The organism is Methylorubrum thiocyanatum, assembly GCA_014138645.1.
Classification (GTDB): Bacteria; Pseudomonadota; Alphaproteobacteria; order Rhizobiales; family Beijerinckiaceae; genus Methylobacterium; species Methylobacterium thiocyanatum.
Window position 1 is genome coordinate 1 of sequence record JACJIB010000014.1, and the last position, 17,630, is coordinate 17,630.

Here is a 17,630-nt window from a genome sequence, read left to right on the forward strand (position 1 = left end):
TGATCTGCTCTTCGCTGAATCGCTCTTCTTCATCGTCCGTCTCCTGCTCGACGGACCCTAGCTTCAGAATGAGGGCAGACCAGGGGGCAAGGTCAGGTTCAATTCGGGATCAGGTCCCGGGCAGGCCCGCCCGTCTCCTGTCCCCGGCCGCGGGCGTAGGTCGGCAAGGCGGGGTTGTTGGCGTTGGCCGAGTCGGTGTCGTTCTCGAAAAATCCGTTGCCTCGCGCCGCGCCGTCCGTCCAGGCGGACGAGAGTGTGGACGTGCAGAGTCCCGAACAGGCCCGCTCCGGCGCGACGGCCTTCGCGTTGGCGCCGACGCTGGCCAGGACACCGACGGCGGCGAACAGGACAAGAGCTTGGTGCTTGATGCTGTGCATTTCAGGTTCCTCAGCTTACTTGCCGAACACTTTGCTCGGCCCGGCAACGACCTGACAGACGCCAATTTCGGCCGATTATTCCAAACGCAGTTCAAAAAAAACGAGGTTTCGCGGTTCCGCTTGGGTCTTGCGGTGCGATGGAGAAAAAATCTGAGGGGTCTCGGAATAAACGTCGGGAAACGGCGTCTCTGCTCCCATGCCGTCGCCAGGCGCCCTTGCCGCGGGGCGGCTCCGCCTAGGGAAATCCGCGCATGTCAGGAGACTGGCCGTGAGCGATATGGTCCGCCTCATCGAGCCGCTCATCCCGGCCCTTCGCCGGTATGCCCGCGCGCTCCTGCGCAACCCGGCCGATGCCGACGACCTCGTCCAGGACTGTCTGGAGCGCGCCATCGGACGCTGGCCTCAGCGCCGGGCTGAGGGCGACGTGCGCACGTGGCTCTACGCCATCCTCCACAATCTCGCTGTCAGCCAGATGCGCCAGCATGCCCGCCGTGGTGCGTCCATGCCCTTCGAAGACGCGCCGGAGGCGATCCTCGCCGTTGCCCCGAACCAGCATGAGAGCCTGCTCCAACGCGACCTGACGGCGGCGCTCGATGCGCTGCCCGAGGAGCAGCGCGGCGTGCTGCTCCTCGTGAGTGTGGAGGGGCTCTCCTACGCCGAGGCGGCCCAGGTGCTCGCCATCCCGATCGGGACGGTGATGTCGCGCTTGGCCCGCGCGCGCGACCGGATGATCCAGCTCATGGACGGGGAGCGCGCATCCGCCCCCACCGGGCGTCCACTGCTCAGGAGGGTGAAGTGACCGTGCGCCCAATCACCGAGGACGACATCCAGGCCTTCGTCGACGAGCGCCTGGAGGCGCCGCGCAGGGCCGAGGTCGAGGCCTACCTCGCTCGCCATCCCGAGCTCGGCCGGCGCGTCGAGCGCATGCGCAGGCTCGGCGACGCGTTGCGCGATGCCTTCGCGCCGGTGACCGCCGAGCCGGTTCCGGCCCAGCTCAACCTCGCCCACCTCATGGAGGCGCGGCGGCGCCCGCGTCTGCCCGCTTGGCAGGCCGCGGCGGCGGCCGTGCTGCTGGCCCTCGGAGGCATCGGCGGCTGGGGCCTTCGCGGCACGTTGTCCTCGCCCATGACCGGCGTCGATGCCCTGGCCCAGGAAGCGAGCGCGAACTACGCCGTCTACGCCCCCGACCGCCTGCGGCCGGTCGAGCTCGCGGCCAGCAACAGCGACGAACTCGCCCGCTGGTTCTCCGCGAGGCTCGACCGACGCGTCGGCGTGCCGGATCTGAGCGCCTCCGGCTACCGGCTGATGGGCGGGCGCCTCGTCGCCACGCCGCACGGCCCGGCGGGGCTGCTGATGTACGACGACCCGCGCGGCACACGGCTCGTCATGCTGATGCGGCCCATGGCCCAGCCGGGCGACGCGCCGATGCGCGAGCACCGGGCAGGATCGGCCACCGGCTACGCCTGGGCCCAGGACGGGCTCGGCTACAGCCTCGTCGGCGCGAGCGATCCTGCCGTCCTGCATCCGCTCGCCAATGAGATCCGCCGCACGACCGCGACGAACACCTGAGGCTTCCATGACCCTGCTGCACCGCCTGACCGGGGCTCCTCCCGGAATGTCCCCGCGCGCCCTGATGCTGCGCGTCTCCGCCATCGGGGCACTGCTCGCCGGCACGGCCGGAGCCTTCGCCGCCGCGGGCGGCTGGCTGTCGCCGGGCGCGCTGACCCCGGCCCGCATCGTCGATCGCTTCGAGCAGGTGAACGGCCCGCATCCGGGCTTCCGGCGCAACCATGCCAAGGGCCTGTGCGTGGCCGGTGCATTCGCCGGCAACGGGGCGGGCGTCGCCCTCTCGAAGTCCGGCGTGTTCGCGGCGGGACGCGTCACGCCGGTCGAGGGACGGGTCGCGCTCGCGGGCGGGCAACCCTACGCGGCCGATGCCGGGACGACCGTGCGCAGCCTTGCCCTGCGGTTCCGGTTGCCGGACCGGGAGGAATGGCGCACGGGCCTGAACGCCCTCCCGGTCTTCCCCGTGCGCACGCCCGAGGCGTTCTACGAGCAACTGCTCGCGGCCAAGCCCGACCCGGCCACCGGCAGGCCCGACCCGGAGCGCATGAAAGCCTTCTTCGCCGCGCATCCGGAGAGTGCGAAGGCCGCAAGCCTGATCAAGGCGCGCACGATCACCGCGGGCTTTGCCGACAGTACCTTCCGGAGCCTGAACGCCTTCCGGTTCGTGGCTGCCGACGGCCGTGCCACGCCGGTGCGCTGGGCCTTCGTGCCCGAGCGGCCGGCCGTGCAGGAGGCCGCCGCACAAGCCGCACGGAAGGACAAGAACAACCTGTTCGACGACCTCATCGCGCAGCTTCGACAGGGACCGTTGCGCTGGCATCTCGTCGTCATGATCGGCCGGGCGGGTGATGCCACGGCCGACGCGACCCTGCCCTGGCCCTCCGACCGCGAGAGCGTGGACGTGGGCACGCTGACCCTCTCCGACGCGACGCCCGAGGAGGCCGGCAATTGCCGGGACGTCAACTTCGACCCGCTCGTCCTGCCGGACGGCATCGCCCCGTCCGACGATCCCCTGCTGAGCGCCCGCTCGGCGGCCTATGCCCGTTCCTTCACCCGCCGGGCGGGCGAGGAAACGAGCCCCAGCGCCGTGGCCGCGACGGCCGACCGAGGAGACGCTCTGTGACGCACTCCACCCACTTCGATCGGCCGGCACGCCTGCTGCACTGGAGCATGGCCTTGTTGATCCTGGCCATGCTGTTCATCGGCGTGGCGATGGTGACGTCGCTCGCCGACTACGGGACGCTGGTCGCGCTGCATCGCCCCCTCGGCCTCCTGATCCTGCTTCTGGCCGTCCTGCGCCTCGCCAACCGCTGGCATCGTCCCCCGCCGCCCCTTCCGGCGGATCTGCCCCCGTGGCAGCGGCGGGCCGCGCATGCCTCGCACGTTGCACTCTACGGGCTGATGCTGGCCATGCCGCTCATCGGCTGGGCGATGCTGTCAGCGGCGCGCATCCCCGTCGTGGTGGTCGGTCCGCTGGTGCTGCCGCCGATCCTGCCGCAGAGCCCGATGCTGTATGCGCGGCTGCGCGAACTCCACACCGTTCTGGCCTACGGACTGTTCAGCCTCATCCTGGCGCATCTTGGGGCAGCCCTGCTGCATGGGCTGATCCGACAGGATGGCGTCTTAAGCAGTATGGCGCCTTGGCGTTCGCGGCGCTCGGTCGGAAATAGTTGAGCAGCGGCCTGTGACAGCCCTCGCTGCCTTCGGCTGTCGTACACGCATCGGGAGTGAGGCCCGGCTCCTGGCCCTGCCCGTGAGACGCGAGCGTTCGGCGGGCAGCGGCTGGCACAGCGGGGCGCAAAGCCTGCGACCGGACCTTCGGCGGAACGAGGTCGAATATCCCTGGATGGGGTCGACACCGGACGGTCAGTCCGTTGGCGCTCGATGTCTGCGACCGGACATCGAGCACACGTCCGCGGCCGAGGCGATGCAACGTCTCACGGCACACAGACCCTGCAATATGATGCAAATTTCATATGTATGGGGCCATATCTGCGTTTTGTTCATATGGCTCGGCATTGTTACGAAAGATTTGAAATCACGACCACCTTCAGCGTATTGATTCACATGGTTCGTAGGTTGACGAAAGCAGATCTCGCGACGTAGATCGGTGCAGGCATCTTATTCTGGCTCATCATGAGCATCATGCGGCAAGCTGCTTACGCTTGACCAACTATACACCCACGGGTTCGGGCGCCATTGCAGAGTTGTGTGATACAGTGTCGGAACTAGATGCGATTGATGTGTTTTCCGCAGTGCGTATCGTGAGCGCATCTTTGATAGATGGCGGAAGAATGATGGCAATTCGCATCAGGAAATCTGATGCAACTGACGCGTTGATTATTCTTTCACCGAAAGATGCTGAAGATCTACAGATGCGTATTTCTGAAGCACTCGCTGAGCCGAATCCACCATAAATAAGTTTCCAACAGTCATGAAATTGAACCACCGTACGGCATCGATTTGATGTAAGTGGGTCGGCTCGAAAAAGTATAGGAGCGATAAGCGCAAATTGTCCCCTGGTGCTGCCGATCTACGGCGCGCTGTGCGCAGCTTCGTATACGTACAACCAGTAAGAGAATCCCCTGCAATGCTCGCGCGAGCGGATGCGCGTGACGCTGGCGGGGTATGCCTCGCATGCATTTTGATATAATCCCAGTTCGACATACACATGCATTATATCGCAGAAAGGCTTGATGCTGGCATGGATGGGTTCGAGAGACGCAGCTTCCTTCCCAAGGTGTCCAGGTAGGCATGTCCATGGATGCCAGCCGACTGGCGAGCGCTGCCGCAGATGCTTACGCCGCCGAAGCCAAGCCGCCGCTCACGGAGGAACTGGTCGCCAAGGTGCGGGATGCCTTGCTGGCAGCCTTCAATGAGGCGGATGCAACCGCGGAAACGGACCGGCTCGAGCGGTTGAACGCTGCGCTCGACGCGTTCGAGACGGACCTCGATGCGGTCGCCGGGCCGCGGATTGCGTCGCTCGACGAAACCTCGGCCGCGGTCACGACCCGGCATCGCTCGGAGGCCGGGCAGCCTCTGCGGGCATTCGGTGGGCAGTAAGCCCTACCGTTGGCAGCATCACGTCCGTTCGCCCCATCAAGCTGGAACACAGGTCGCGTCATGAGTGAGGATACGGGGACTGTCCGGCGCTTCGCGCATCCGGGCCGTGGCCGCAACGTCGCCCGCGGGGTACCGAAAGGCCGTCAGGTCGATCCCCAGGCCAAGGTCGAGATCGAGGGCCTGCTCGGCACCCGCTCGCGCCAGCGCGACCTGTTGATCGAACACCTTCATCTGGTTCAGGACACCTACGGCCAGATCAGCGCCGATCATCTGGCTGCGCTCGCCGACGAGATGAGCCTCGCCTTTGCCGAGGTGTTCGAGACCGCGACGTTCTACGCGCATTTCGATGTGGTGAAGGAGGGCGAGGCCAACATCCCGCGCCTGACCGTCCGGGTCTGTGACAGCATCACCTGCGCGATGTTCGGCGCCGACGCGCTCGTCGAGACGCTGCAGCGCGAATTGGCGTCCGATACCGTCCGCGTCGTGCGCGCGCCCTGCGTCGGCCTGTGCGACCACGCGCCCGCGGTCGAGGTCGGCCACAATTTCCTGCACCGGGCCGATCTCGCCTCTGTCCGCGCCGCGGTCGAGGCCGAGGACACCCACGCCCACATCCCGGATTACGTCGAGTACGACGCCTATCTGGCCGCCGGCGGCTACGCGACCCTGGAGCGGCTGCGCAGCGGTGAACTCGCGGTCGAGGACGTGCTGAAGGTGCTCGACGACGGCGGCCTGCGGGGCCTCGGCGGCGCCGGCTTCCCCACCGGCCGCAAGTGGCGCTCCGTGCGCGGCGAGCCCGGCCCGCGGCTGATGGCGGTCAATGGCGACGAGGGCGAGCCCGGCACCTTCAAGGACCAGCTCTACCTCAACACCGATCCGCACCGCTTCCTTGAGGGCATGCTGATTGGCGCCCACGTGGTCGAGGCCACGGACGTCTACATCTACCTGCGCGACGAGTACCCGATTTCCCGCGAGATCCTGACCCGCGAGATCGCCAAGCTGCCCGAGGGCGGCACGCGCATCCATCTCCGCCGCGGCGCGGGCGCCTATATCTGCGGCGAGGAATCGTCGCTGATCGAGTCGCTGGAGGGCAAGCGCGGCCTGCCGCGGCACAAGCCGCCCTTCCCGTTCCAGGTCGGCCTGTTCAACCGCCCGACCTTGATCAACAATATCGAGACCCTGTTCTGGGTGCGCGACCTGATCGAGCGCGGCGCCGACTGGTGGAAGAGCCACGGCCGCAACGGCCGGGTGGGCCTGCGCTCCTACTCGGTCTCGGGCCGGGTGAAGGAGCCGGGCGTGAAGCTTGCGCCGGCCGGCCTCACGATCCAGGAGCTGATCGACGAGTATTGCGGCGGCATGTCGGACGGCCACAGCTTCGCGGCCTACCTGCCGGGCGGCGCCTCGGGCGGCATCCTCCCGGCCTCCATGAACGACATCCCGCTCGATTTCGGCACGCTGGAGAAATACGGCTGCTTCATCGGATCGGCAGCGGTCGTGGTCCTGTCCGACCAGGACGACGTGCGCGGCGCCGCGCTGAACCTGATGCGGTTCTTCGAGGACGAATCCTGCGGCCAGTGCACGCCCTGCCGCTCAGGCACCCAGAAGGCCCGCATGCTGATGGAGAACGGCGTGTGGGATACCGAGCTCCTGGGCGAACTCGCGCAGTGCATGCGCGACGCCTCGATCTGCGGTCTCGGACAGGCGGCCTCGAACCCCGTCAGCTCCGTGATCAAGTATTTTCCGGATCTCTTCCCAGAGCCGCGGGCGGTGGCGGCCGAGTGATGCCCCGAGTACCGCCCGACCCGACGCTGAACCCGACCCCGACGCCCCCGACGAAGCCAGAGCCTGGAGCGGACGCATGAGCAACGGCCCCGAAGTGCACGGCGACAAGACCGAGCGGCCCGAGATCCGCGCCAACGGACGCCAGGATGCCGGCGGTCCGGTGGGTGGCCCGCAGCCGGGCTCCGGTGGCGCCTACTCGCAGGGCGCCAAGTCCGGCGGCCAGGCCGCGCCCGAGCCCACGGGCACCTTCGGCCTCAAGGACGCCCCGGTCGCGCCCGCCACAATCACGTTCGAGCTCGACGGCCAGCAGGTCGAGGCGCGGCCCGGCGAGACGATCTGGGCGGTCTCGAAGCGGCTGGGCACCCACATCCCGCATCTCTGCCACAAGCCGGAGCCCGGCTATCGGCCGGATGGCAATTGCCGCGCCTGCATGGTCGAGATCGAGGGCGAGCGCGTGCTCGCCGCCTCGTGCAAGCGCACGCCCGCCATCGGCATGAAGGTGAAGACGGCGACCGAGCGCGCCACCAAGGCCCGCGCCATGGTGCTCGAACTGCTGGTGGCCGACCAGCCCGAGCGCGCGACCTCGCACGACCCGTCCTCGCACTTCTGGGTGCAGGCCGACTATCTCGACGTGAGCGAGAGCCGCTTCCCGGCCGCCGAGCGCTGGTCGAGCGACGTCAGCCACCCGGCCATGAGCGTCAACCTCGACGCCTGTATCCAGTGCAATCTCTGCGTCCGCGCCTGCCGCGAGGTTCAGGTCAACGACGTGATCGGCATGGCCTACCGTTCGGCAGACTCCAAGGTCGTGTTCGACTTCGACGACCCGATGGGCGCCTCGACCTGCGTCGCCTGCGGCGAGTGCGTCCAGGCCTGCCCGACCGGCGCGCTGATGCCGTCAGCCTATCTCGACGCGAACCAGACCCGCACGGTCTATCCCGACCGCGAGGTGAAGTCGCTTTGCCCCTATTGCGGCGTCGGCTGCCAGGTCTCCTACAAGGTCAAGGACGAGAAGATCGTCTATGCCGAGGGCGTCAACGGCCCGGCCAACCACAACCGCCTTTGCGTGAAGGGCCGCTTCGGTTTCGACTACGTCCACCATCCCCACCGTCTGACGGTGCCGCTGATCCGCCTGGAGAACGTCGCCAAGGACGCCAACGATCAGGTCGATCCGGCCAACCCCTGGACCCATTTCCGCGAGGCGACGTGGGAGGAGGCGCTCGACCGCGCCGCGGGTGGCCTGAAGACGATTCGCGACACGAACGGGCGCAAGGCGCTTGCGGGCTTCGGCTCGGCCAAGGGCTCGAACGAGGAGGCTTACCTCTTCCAGAAGCTCGTGCGCCTGGGCTTCGGCACCAACAACGTGGATCACTGCACGCGGCTGTGCCACGCCTCGTCGGTGGCCGCCCTGATGGAGGGCCTGAACTCCGGCGCCGTGACCGCGCCGTTCTCGGCGGCGCTCGACGCCGAGGTGATCGTGGTGATCGGCGCCAACCCGACCGTGAACCATCCGGTCGCCGCGACCTTCCTCAAGAACGCGGTGAAGCAGCGCGGCGCCAAGCTGATCATCATGGACCCGCGGCGCCAGTCGCTGTCGCGCCACGCTTACAAGCACCTCGCCTTCCGCAACGGCACCGACGTGGCGATGCTCAACGCGATGCTGAACGTCATTGTCGAGGAAAAGCTCTACGATGAGCAGTACATCGCCGGATACACCGAGAACTTCGACGCGCTGAAGGAGAAGATCGTCGACTTCACCCCGGAGAAGATGGCGCCCGTGTGCGGCATCGACGCCGAGACCCTCCGCGAGGTGGCGCGCCTCTACGCCCGGGCCAAGTCCTCGATCATCTTCTGGGGCATGGGCGTCAGCCAGCACGTCCACGGCACCGACAACTCGCGTTGCCTGATCGCGCTGGCGCTCATCACCGGCCAGATCGGCCGTCCGGGCACCGGCCTGCACCCCTTGCGCGGCCAGAACAACGTCCAGGGCGCCTCCGACGCCGGCCTGATCCCGATGGTCTATCCGGACTATCAGTCGGTCGAGAAGGCGGCGGTGCGCGAGCTGTTCGAGGAGTTCTGGGGCCAGTCCCTCGATCCGCAGAAGGGCCTCACGGTCGTCGAGATCATGCGCGCGATCCACGCGGGCGAGATCAAGGGCATGTTCGTCGAGGGCGAGAACCCGGCGATGTCCGACCCCGACCTCAACCACGCCCGCCACGCGCTGGCGATGCTCGACCATCTCGTGGTTCAGGACCTGTTCCTGACCGAGACCGCCTTCCACGCCGACGTGGTGCTGCCGGCTTCCGCCTTCGCCGAGAAGGCCGGCAGCTTCACCAACACCGACCGGCGCGTGCAGATCGCCCAGCCGGTGGTCGCGCCCCCCGGCGACGCGCGCCAGGATTGGTGGATCATCCAGGAACTCGCCAAGCGGATGGGCCTCGACTGGAACTATAGCGGCCCGGCTGACATCTTCGCCGAGATGGCGCAGGTGATGCCGTCCCTGAACAACATTACTTGGGAGCGGCTGGAGCGCGAGGGGGCAGTGACCTACCCGGTCGATGCCCCGGACCAGCCCGGCAACGAGATCATCTTCTACGCCGGCTTCCCCACCGAGAGCGGGCGCGCCAAGATCGTCCCCGCGGCGATCGTGCCGCCGGACGAGGTGCCGGACGCCGAGTTCCCGATGGTACTCTCGACAGGCCGCGTGCTTGAGCACTGGCACACCGGTTCAATGACCCGGCGCGCGGGCGTGCTCGACGCGCTGGAGCCCGAGGCGGTCGCCTTCATGGCGCCGAAGGAACTCTATCGCCTGGGCCTGCGTCCCGGCGGTTCGATGCGGCTGGAGACGCGGCGCGGTGCCGTCGAGCTGAAGGTGCGCTCCGACCGCGACGTGCCGGCGGGCATGATCTTCATGCCGTTCTGCTACGCCGAGGCCGCCGCCAACCTCCTGACCAACCCGGCCCTCGACCCACTCGGCAAGATCCCCGAGTTCAAGTTCTGCGCCGCCCGCGTCGCCCCCGTCGAGGCCGCACCGATGGCCGCCGAGTGATCGCTTTCTGAAGCAGCCGTAGCGGTGCGTTCGGGCGCACCGCTACGGAGGCCGTGGTATGCATCGACGATTTAGAGCGCCTAACAGAACCGTCCGATTTGGTTGAGGGTGATGAGGCTGGCGGCGAGGCTTGTGAAGGCGTCGTAGATGTCGGCTCGGCGCTCGTAGCGGATGGGCAGGCGGCGGAAGCGGTTGAACCGAGCGTTAGTCCGCTCCACGACCAGCGGTGGCGACCGAGCTTTTGGCTGTTCTCGATGCCCTTGCGGGCGATGCGCAGGACGATCCCGCGCGTCCGGCACTCCTGTCTTCGTGCCTTGGCATCGTAAGCCTTGTCGGAGCGTTCACGCGGTCGGCCGCGCCGACCCGTACCGAGCGGCCGAATAGCATCCAGGGTCGGCGCCATTTCTGGGCTGTCGTGCCGGTTGGCGCCCTTCAGCCTCAGGTCGAGCGGCGTGCCGCGGGCGTCGGTGACGAGGTGGCGCTTTGTGCCCGGCTTGCCCCGGTCCGTCGGGTTCGGGCCGGTGGCAGGCCCCCCTTCTTGGCCGGGACAGCGGCACCGTCCAGGCTCGCACGACCCCAGTCGATCTCGCCGGCCGCGTGCATCCGCTTCAGCAGCACCTGATGCAGCCGTGCCCACACGCCGGCGGCCTGCCAATCCCGCAGGCGGCGCCAGCAACTCATGCCGCTCCCGCAGCCCATCTCGGCCGGCAGCATCTCCCAGGGCAGGCCGGACCGCAGCACGAACAGGATGCCGGTCAGCGCCGCCCGATTGTCGATCGGAGGCCGCCACCCTTCGGACGAGGCTGAGGCGGCGGCAGGAGCGGGGCGATCTCACGCCAGAGATCGTCGGGAAGCAGAGGTCGAGCCATACCCGACCAACGCCTCGCCGACCGCATCGTGCCGTTCTGTTAGGCCCTCTCAGCCGAGCACTTGCGGGCGGCGCTACGCGAGACCTGGGATTGCGAGACGTTCGACCACCACGTGAACAATGCCGGCCATGACGAGTACGCGCCGATCGGCCATAGATGCCTGCCCGCGAATACCGTTCATCGCTTTCAGTCGCGCGGTCGCGACGGCACGCACGGAGATCCCCTTGTGTCCCGCCGCGTCGATGACCGATGAAGTCGCGGTCCAGCACTTCGAGTCTCGATCCGAACGCTGCGCGCGGTGTCGCGGCTTCGTCTTATTCGCGATCCAAAGCCCGCGACGTCTCGTTTACCAACCGGCCGCGATCGCGCGGCCGCCAAGGCGGGACAACGAGAGGGCGGGCGAAGCGATGCCGACGGTATTTCTCGATTGCGATGGCGTCCTAGCCGACTTCAATGGCGGGGCTTCGCGCGTGCTCGGGATGACGCCGGAGGATTTCCAGCGCCGGTTCGGGCTGAGGCAATTCTGGAACACGCTGGCGACGGAGCCCGACTTCTTCGCGGAGCTCGCACCGTTGCCGGATGCGCGGGAACTCTACGAGGCCGTCAGGTCCTGCAGACCTATCATTCTCACCGGTCTGCCCCGCGGGAACTGGGCCGAGCCGCAGAAGCGGCGTTGGGCCGAGCGCTACTTCCCCGGCACGCCGATGATCACAACGACCGCTGCGCTGAAGCGCGAGCATTGCCGTCCGAGCGACGCGCTGGTCGACGATTGGGACACCCATCGGCACCGTTGGGAGGAGGCCGGCGGCGTCTTCATCCATCATCGAGACGCAGTTTCGTCGATCCAGGCCCTGCGTGAGCAGGGGTTCATCTGACTGCGACCGCTTGGTTTGTCGAGCGCCCTTGGCCGGGGCTGCACCTGCACCGGTTCAACCCGGCTGAATGCAGCCCCAAGCCGTCATCAGGACTCGTCGGGTTTAGCCGCACATGCGGCGATAGCGCCGGCAGTTGCCCTGGCCTTCCTCGCCATAGATGTCCTTGTTCTCGCAGCGATCACGAAGCTCTCGACACATACGACGGTAACGGCGGTCCTCGCGTTCTTCACGGTAGCCGCGGCCATCATCGATTTCTAAGCCGCCCGGGCCGACCCGAAACCCTTGCGCGAAGCTCGGAGTGTCGAGAATGACCAACGTGCCGAGGGCGGCCGTTGCGACCAAAATCCTGCGCATGGACATTGTCATATTCCCTCAACTTGCAAAGCGGGAAAGCAAACGCGCAATCCCGGAAAAGAGTTCAGCTCTCGCGCGCCGTCGGTCTTCCGGTTGCCGGACATGAGCCCCGCGGCAAAGGCTCCCGACAAAGTTCCTCGGGGAAGGGTCCGGTCGTTCCCGATGTGCCGCGCATGCGGGGCGCCGGTGCGAGAATGCAGTCGAGGGCGAAGCCGGCGTCGGTGCCGGACGCCTTCCGATCTCGCTCGTCCGTCGTGACCTGGCCGCCGGCAGGCTGGGTCTATGGGGCGACCTCGATAGGCCGGAGATCGCCGTGTGGACCCTCTATCTGTCGCGGATCACATGTGAACGGTCACTCGAGGAAAGGCGCGCTGGTCGAAGTGCTTGCCGGATGGGCACCGGTTCTGCCGCCGAACCATCTCCACGACCCAAGGCGTCGACAGCCCCGCGCGGCATTCGGTGCCTTTGTAGAGGCTATGCGGATGTGAGCGGCGACAGGGCAGCTTTCTCCTCCTCGTGGACGCCCCGATCGGCGAGTTGGACGGTCCGCGAGCTGTCACCAGCTCGGTCCAGGTAGGCACCGTTCGTCGGGCGGGTCTTCGCCAGCAACTCAAACCCGCTGGCGTGACCAAAAGCCCTGCATCGGAGTTAAGCGAGCGGGCTCGGCACGGCCAAGCGAGCACACTTCGGAGACGAGAATGGACACAACGCCGACGCCCCGGCAGCCTGCCCAGGTGCCCCCCCCGGTCACGCCCGGGCTGCGCGGCCTTCTGACCTTGGCGGTGGGCGTCGTCGTCATCGCCGCGCTCTACTACGGCCGCGAGGTCTTCATCCCGCTCGTGCTCGCCATCCTGCTGAGCTTCGTCCTCGCCCCGGTCGTCAGCTTCCTGCGCCGTATGTATCTCGGCCGGGTGCCCTCCGTGATCATCGCCGTCCTGCTGGCGCTCAGCATCATCCTCGGCATCGGGGCAGTTCTGGGCACCCAGGTGGCGAGCCTCGCAACCGACCTACCTCGGTACCAGACGACGGTGCAGCAGAAGCTCTCGGGCTTGCAGGAAGGCCTCCTGGGGCGCGCCAACGCGCTTCTGCAGCGGATCAACCATCAGGTCCACGATGCCTCGCAAAAGGCGTCGGCGGCAGGAACCACCGCCGAGCGCTCGGTGGGGGGCGAGACCCCGAAAGCCCAGCTCGTGCGGGTGCAGGAGCCGGACCCTTCGCCCCTGACACTGGCGCACAACATCCTTGGCCCGATCGTCGAGCCGCTGACCACCGTCGGCATCGTGCTCGTGGTCGTCGTGTTCCTGCTCATGCAGCGCGAGGACCTGCGCAACCGGCTGATCCGCCTGTTTGGGTCGCGCGATCTGCACCGCACCACCGTTGCCATGGATGATGCCGCGAGCCGGCTCGGCACCTACTTCCTGGCACAACTCGGCATGAACGCCGCCTTCGGCGTCCTGATCGGGCTTGGCCTGTGGGCGATCGGCGTGCCGAGCCCGATCCTCTGGGGCGTGTTCTCGGCCCTGATGCGGTTCGTGCCCTACATCGGCGCCTTCATCTCCGGTCTGCTCCCGGTGGCGCTGGCGGCGGCCGTCGATCCCGGCTGGTCGATGGCGATCTGGACGGCGGCCCTGTTCCTGATTGCCGAGCCCCTGTTCGGGCACGTCATCGAGCCGCTCCTCTACGGTCACTCAACGGGGCTCTCGCCCTTCGCGGTGATCGTCTCAACTTTGTTCTGGGGCTTCCTCTGGGGACCTGTCGGCCTGATCCTGGCCACGCCGTTCACGGTCTGCCTCGTCGTGCTGGGCCGTCACGTCGAGAGCCTGGAGTTCTTCGACGTGCTGCTGGGCGACCGGCCACCGCTCACACCGGTGGAAAACTTCTATCAGCGCATGCTCGCAGGCGACCCGGACGAGGCGCGCGACATCGGCGAGGCCATGCTGAAGGAGCGCTCGCTCTCCTCCTACTACGACGAGGTCGCGCTGAAGGGCCTGCAGCTCGCCGCCAACGACTACGCGCGCGGCGTGGTTACGCCGGCGCAGCTTGAGAACATCAAGCTCTCCTGCCAGGGCTTGGTCGAGGATTTCGAGAACCGGCCGGATGTGGAGCCGGAGGTGGATCCGAAGAACCGCAATCCGGCCGACGTTCCCTCGCTCGCCGAGCGGACGCACCCGAAGAACGAGGCGGTGCCGGGGCAGGCCCCGCCGGTCGAGCAGCGGGCGCCCACGTGGCAGGGCGATACGCCCGTGCTGTGCATCGCCGGGCGCGGCCCCCTGGACGAGGCGGCCTCGACGATCCTGGCGCAGCTCCTGCGGAAGCACGGCCTCGGGGCGCGGGTTGTGCCCTACGAGACGGTCTCACGAGGCCGCATCCGGGATCTCGACCTGTCGGGCGTGGCGATGATCTGCATCTCCTATCTCGACATCAGCGGCAGCCCCGCCCATCTGCGCTACCTGCTCGAACGCCTGCACCAGCGCGCGCCCGGCATTCCGATCCTCGTGGGTCTCTGGCCGGTGGGTGAGAAGGTGCTGACCGACGCGGCGCTCGGCCGCGAACTCGGGGCAGACATCTACGTCTCTTCGCTGCGGGACGGCGTCGAGGCCTGCCTGCGGACCGTCCAGGACGCATCAGGCTCACCCGCGGCGGCCGCGTAAGCGGGGGAACTGCCCATAGTAGGCAGGTTCCCCGTCACGCTAAGTCCGGACCTACGAGCTTAGACAATCGAAGGTCCGCAACCGATGCCAGGCTGTGTGAAAACGCCCTGATCTGGTAGAGTAATTTCCGATCTGGGGAGTTCGGGATGAAGCGCTTCATCGCAGGCGAGGATCGTCAGCAGATCACGCTCCTTCCCGACTGCCTGGACGACTACATCACCGCCGACAATCCGGTTCGCCTTGTCGAAGTGTTCGTCGATGAGCTCGATCTGGGCGCGCTCGGCTTCGCGGGCGCGGTACCGGAGGCCACGGGCCGTCCGGCCTACCATCCCGCGACTCTGCTGAAGATCTACGTGTACGGCTACCTCAACCGCGTTCCGTCGAGCCGCCGCCTGGAACGCGAGAGCCAGCGCAACATCGAACTGATCTGGCTGACCGGCCGGCTGATGCCCGGTTTCAAGACGCTGGCCGACTTCCGCAAGGATAATGGCCCAGCCATCCAGGCCGCCTGCGCGCAGTTCGTGGTGCTGTGCCGCCGGCTAAACCTGTTCAGCAAGGCCGTCGTCGCGGTTGACGGCAGCAAGTTCAAGGCGGTCAACAACCGCGACAAGAACTTCACTGCCGCCAAGGTCGAAGCCCGGCTGGCGCAGGTCGAGGCGAGCATCGGCCGTTACCTCGCGGCGCTGGATCGGGCCGACCGCGAGCCGAGCGACATCGCCGAGGCGCGCACGACGCGGCTCAACGAGAAGATCGCGGGCCTGCGCGAGCAGATGCAGGCTCTCCAGGCGATGGGTCGGCAGGTCGAGGCCGCCCCCGACGGCCAGATCTCGCTCACCGATCCCGACGCGCGCTCCATGGCGACCAGCGGCAAGGGCACCGGCCTGGTCGGCTACAACGTCCAGGCCGCAGTCGATGCCGAGCATCACCTGATCGTGGCCCACGCGGTGACCAACGTCGGCAGCGACCGCGCGCAACTCGCACCGATGGGGCTCCTGGCGCAGCAGGCGACGGGATGCGTCACGCTCACGGTGCTGGCCGACCGGGGCTACCTCAGCGGCGAGCAGGTGCTGGCCTGCGAAGGCACCGGCGTGCTGCCCTGTGTGCCCAAGACCCTGACCTCGGGCCATGCCAAGCGTGGCCTCTTCACGGGACAGGACTTCGTCTACGACGCCGAACAGGATCACTACACCTGTCCCGCCGGCCAGCACCTGACCAAGGGGCCGGCTCGGTCCGATCCCCGGGCCGAGGGCGACGCAATGGACCACTACCGCAACCTGACGGCCTGTCTCGATTGTGCGCTCAAGCCCCGCTGCACGCCGACGGAGACGCGGCGGGTCAAGCGCTGGGTGCACGAGGGTGTGCTCGACGCGATGCAGGCGCGGCTCGACCGGATGCCGGATGCGATGAAGATCCGTCGCCAGACCGTGGAGCACCCGTTCGGCACGCTGAAGGCCTGGATGGGTGCAACCCACTTCCTGACTCGGACCTTGGCGAAGGTCAGGACCGAAATGAGCTTGCAGGTTCTGGCCTACAACATGAAGCGGATGATCCAGATCTTCGGGGTCGGTCCGCTGATGAAGGCCGTCCGGGCTTGAGGTTCGCCAGTTCGATCTGCCACGCTGCTCCACGCAAACGACCCAAGCCTGACGGATCGGCGTTCTCACACGGCCTCGATGCGAAAGCGGACATCCTCGGCTCGCGAACCGACTATCTTCCTGACGACCTTGACGACGCTGTCTTTGCAAACCTGGTCAGCAATTCAAGAACGAACATTCCGACTTGTGCGAACGCTCCCAGTTTCGGTGTGGCATCGGTTCGGCAAACATATCGCGGACTGCATCGGCTTGGTGGCCTTGCGCGTTGCAGGTGCCTAACCCACGGCGAGCCCCGACAAGGCCGCCGTCAGCCGGAGACGAAGCATGAGCGATGGCTACCCCTCGATGACGGCCCTCCTGGGCCTGCTGGCTCTTGCCGGCTACCAGAACCGGGACAAGCTCGCGGAGCTCCTGGGCGGCGCTGGCCAAGTCGTGCCGGCGCCCGCAGGCGCGGGTGTAACGCCCACCAGCTCAGCCGGCGGGCTGGGCGGCCTCCTCGGCGGCCTGCTTGGAGACCAACGGAGCCCGGCCCCGGGCCGCTTCCTGCACAGCGGCCTCGGTGAGATGCTCGAGCGCTTCCAGCAAGCCGGCCACGGGGCGGCCGCGCAGTCCTGGGTCAACCAGGGACCCAACCAAGAGATCGCGCCGCATCACCTAGAGCAGGCAATCGGACCCGATGTTCTCGCGACCTTGACGCAACGCACCGGCCTTTCCCGTGAGGAACTTCTCTCGCGACTGTCCCGGGACCTTCCGCAAGCCGTCGACCGCTACACGCCGGACGGGCGCGTCCCTGCCTAGCCCTCGCACCGGTGGAGCCGCCCTGCCTCGCTCAGCCAAGGCGGCCCAACCGTTGACCTAACCTCAGCCACGCCACCATGTCATCAGACCGGCACCCGGCGCTATCAGGATGAACGCCCAAACCAGTGCCGAGGCGACATTCGCAACTTGGAACGGTAGGCGGCCTACGCCGAAAACGCCTGCCACCAGTGGGATGACGGCCCGGATCGGTCCGAAGAAGCGCCCGAGCGCCACCGCGCCCGCGCCCCATCGGCGGCAGAACGCCTCCGCGCGCGCCACTGCCGCCGGGTAGAGCCGCATCGGCCACATCCGCTTGGCGTCGTCCTTGAAGTAGTGGCCGAACTCGTAAGAGAGCCAGTCGCCGAGCGCTGCCCCGACGGCGGCGCACAGCACGACCGGCCAAAACGGGACGTCGGCCGCTGCGATCATGGGCCCGAGCGCGAGCAGGATAACGGTGGCGGGCACTAGGAAGGACAGGAAGGCGACCGACTCGCAGAATGCGAGTACCCCCGCGATCAGCGGCGTCCAGGCCTTGTGGGCCTCGATGAAGGCGAGCGTCCACTGCCGGATCGCGTCGAGGTCCATGATACCGCGCTGTCGTGAACTGTCAGGGTGAGCGGGGCATGCCCTGACGACCGCCCGCTCGCTGTCTTCTTA

Annotated in this window: 15 protein-coding genes and 2 pseudogenes; 13 read left to right on the forward strand and 4 right to left on the reverse strand. The window is 67.4% G+C overall.

The annotated features are described in order from the left end of the window. Window positions 1–98: 98 nt before the first annotated feature. Window positions 99–377 carry a hypothetical protein gene (locus HNR51_RS25500; protein ID WP_182556813.1) on the reverse strand — a complete coding sequence of 93 codons (279 nt, stop codon included), beginning with the start codon at window positions 375–377 and terminating at the stop codon, window positions 99–101. 268 nt (window positions 378–645) lie between these two features. Between HNR51_RS25500 and HNR51_RS25505 the strand changes: the two genes are divergently transcribed. From HNR51_RS25505 to fdhF, 8 genes are all read left to right on the forward strand, one after another. Continuing rightward, window positions 646–1,176 carry an RNA polymerase sigma factor gene (locus tag HNR51_RS25505; RefSeq protein WP_182556814.1) on the forward strand — a complete coding sequence of 177 codons (531 nt, stop codon included), beginning with the start codon at window positions 646–648 and terminating at the stop codon, window positions 1,174–1,176. 2 nt (window positions 1,177–1,178) lie between these two features. Then, window positions 1,179–1,946 (forward strand): anti-sigma factor family protein, encoded by a 768-nt coding sequence (locus tag HNR51_RS25510; RefSeq protein ID WP_182556852.1) that lies wholly within the window; start codon window positions 1,179–1,181, stop codon window positions 1,944–1,946. Window positions 1,947–1,953: 7 nt separating this feature from the next. After that, a complete protein-coding gene (locus HNR51_RS25515; RefSeq protein WP_182556815.1) occupies window positions 1,954–3,066 on the forward strand; it encodes a catalase family peroxidase in 1,113 nt (370 codons plus the stop codon). After that, complete coding sequence (locus HNR51_RS25520) at window positions 3,063–3,617, forward strand: cytochrome b (protein ID WP_182556816.1); 555 nt, start codon at window positions 3,063–3,065, stop codon at window positions 3,615–3,617. Before HNR51_RS25515 ends, HNR51_RS25520 begins: the two co-directional genes overlap by 4 nt. A 491-nt stretch (window positions 3,618–4,108) precedes the next feature. Further along, the gene (locus HNR51_RS25525) at window positions 4,109–4,360 is read left to right on the forward strand and encodes a hypothetical protein (protein ID WP_182556817.1); all 252 of its coding nucleotides are present in this window, start codon (window positions 4,109–4,111) and stop codon (window positions 4,358–4,360) included. A gap of 337 nt (window positions 4,361–4,697) precedes the next feature. After that, window positions 4,698–5,006, forward strand: coding sequence for a hypothetical protein (locus HNR51_RS25530; RefSeq protein WP_182556818.1), 309 nt, complete (start codon window positions 4,698–4,700; stop codon window positions 5,004–5,006). Window positions 5,007–5,066: 60 nt separating this feature from the next. Beyond that, window positions 5,067–6,785, forward strand: coding sequence for an NAD(P)H-dependent oxidoreductase subunit E (locus HNR51_RS25535; RefSeq protein ID WP_182556819.1), 1,719 nt, complete (start codon window positions 5,067–5,069; stop codon window positions 6,783–6,785). A gap of 76 nt (window positions 6,786–6,861) precedes the next feature. Next, window positions 6,862–9,831 (forward strand): formate dehydrogenase subunit alpha, encoded by a 2,970-nt coding sequence (gene fdhF / locus HNR51_RS25540; protein ID WP_182556820.1) that lies wholly within the window; start codon window positions 6,862–6,864, stop codon window positions 9,829–9,831. Between the two features lie 80 nt (window positions 9,832–9,911). Here fdhF and HNR51_RS25545 read toward each other — a convergent pair. After that, window positions 9,912–10,700, reverse strand: a pseudogene (locus tag HNR51_RS25545) (IS5 family transposase). 407 nt (window positions 10,701–11,107) lie between these two features. Between HNR51_RS25545 and HNR51_RS26990 the strand changes: the two are divergent. Then, window positions 11,108–11,575 carry a 5' nucleotidase, NT5C type gene (locus tag HNR51_RS26990; protein WP_182556853.1) on the forward strand — a complete coding sequence of 156 codons (468 nt, stop codon included), beginning with the start codon at window positions 11,108–11,110 and terminating at the stop codon, window positions 11,573–11,575. 102 nt (window positions 11,576–11,677) lie between these two features. On the opposite strand, the gene HNR51_RS25555 is transcribed toward HNR51_RS26990, so the two are convergent. Continuing rightward, window positions 11,678–11,929, reverse strand: a complete 252-nt coding sequence (locus tag HNR51_RS25555; RefSeq protein ID WP_182556854.1) for a hypothetical protein — start codon at window positions 11,927–11,929, stop codon at window positions 11,678–11,680. A 211-nt stretch (window positions 11,930–12,140) separates the two neighbouring features. Here HNR51_RS25555 and HNR51_RS26865 point away from each other — a divergent pair. The 4 genes and pseudogenes from HNR51_RS26865 to HNR51_RS25570 form a co-directional block, all read left to right on the forward strand. Then, a pseudogene (locus HNR51_RS26865) lies at window positions 12,141–12,266 on the forward strand (LysR family transcriptional regulator); the annotation flags it as partial. 361 nt (window positions 12,267–12,627) lie between these two features. Continuing rightward, window positions 12,628–14,580 (forward strand): AI-2E family transporter, encoded by a 1,953-nt coding sequence (locus HNR51_RS25560; RefSeq protein WP_182556821.1) that lies wholly within the window; start codon window positions 12,628–12,630, stop codon window positions 14,578–14,580. A gap of 146 nt (window positions 14,581–14,726) precedes the next feature. Further along, entirely contained in the window at window positions 14,727–16,175 is a 1,449-nt protein-coding gene (locus HNR51_RS25565; RefSeq protein ID WP_182556822.1) for an IS1182 family transposase, read from the forward strand. Between the two features lie 324 nt (window positions 16,176–16,499). Continuing rightward, window positions 16,500–16,973: a YidB family protein gene (locus HNR51_RS25570; protein WP_182556823.1), complete on the forward strand. Its 474-nt coding sequence runs from the start codon at window positions 16,500–16,502 to the stop codon at window positions 16,971–16,973. A gap of 63 nt (window positions 16,974–17,036) precedes the next feature. Here the strand turns inward: HNR51_RS25570 and HNR51_RS25575 are convergent, their stop codons facing one another. Next, window positions 17,037–17,558 (reverse strand): DedA family protein, encoded by a 522-nt coding sequence (locus HNR51_RS25575; RefSeq protein WP_182556824.1) that lies wholly within the window; start codon window positions 17,556–17,558, stop codon window positions 17,037–17,039. Window positions 17,559–17,630 lie beyond the last annotated feature (72 nt).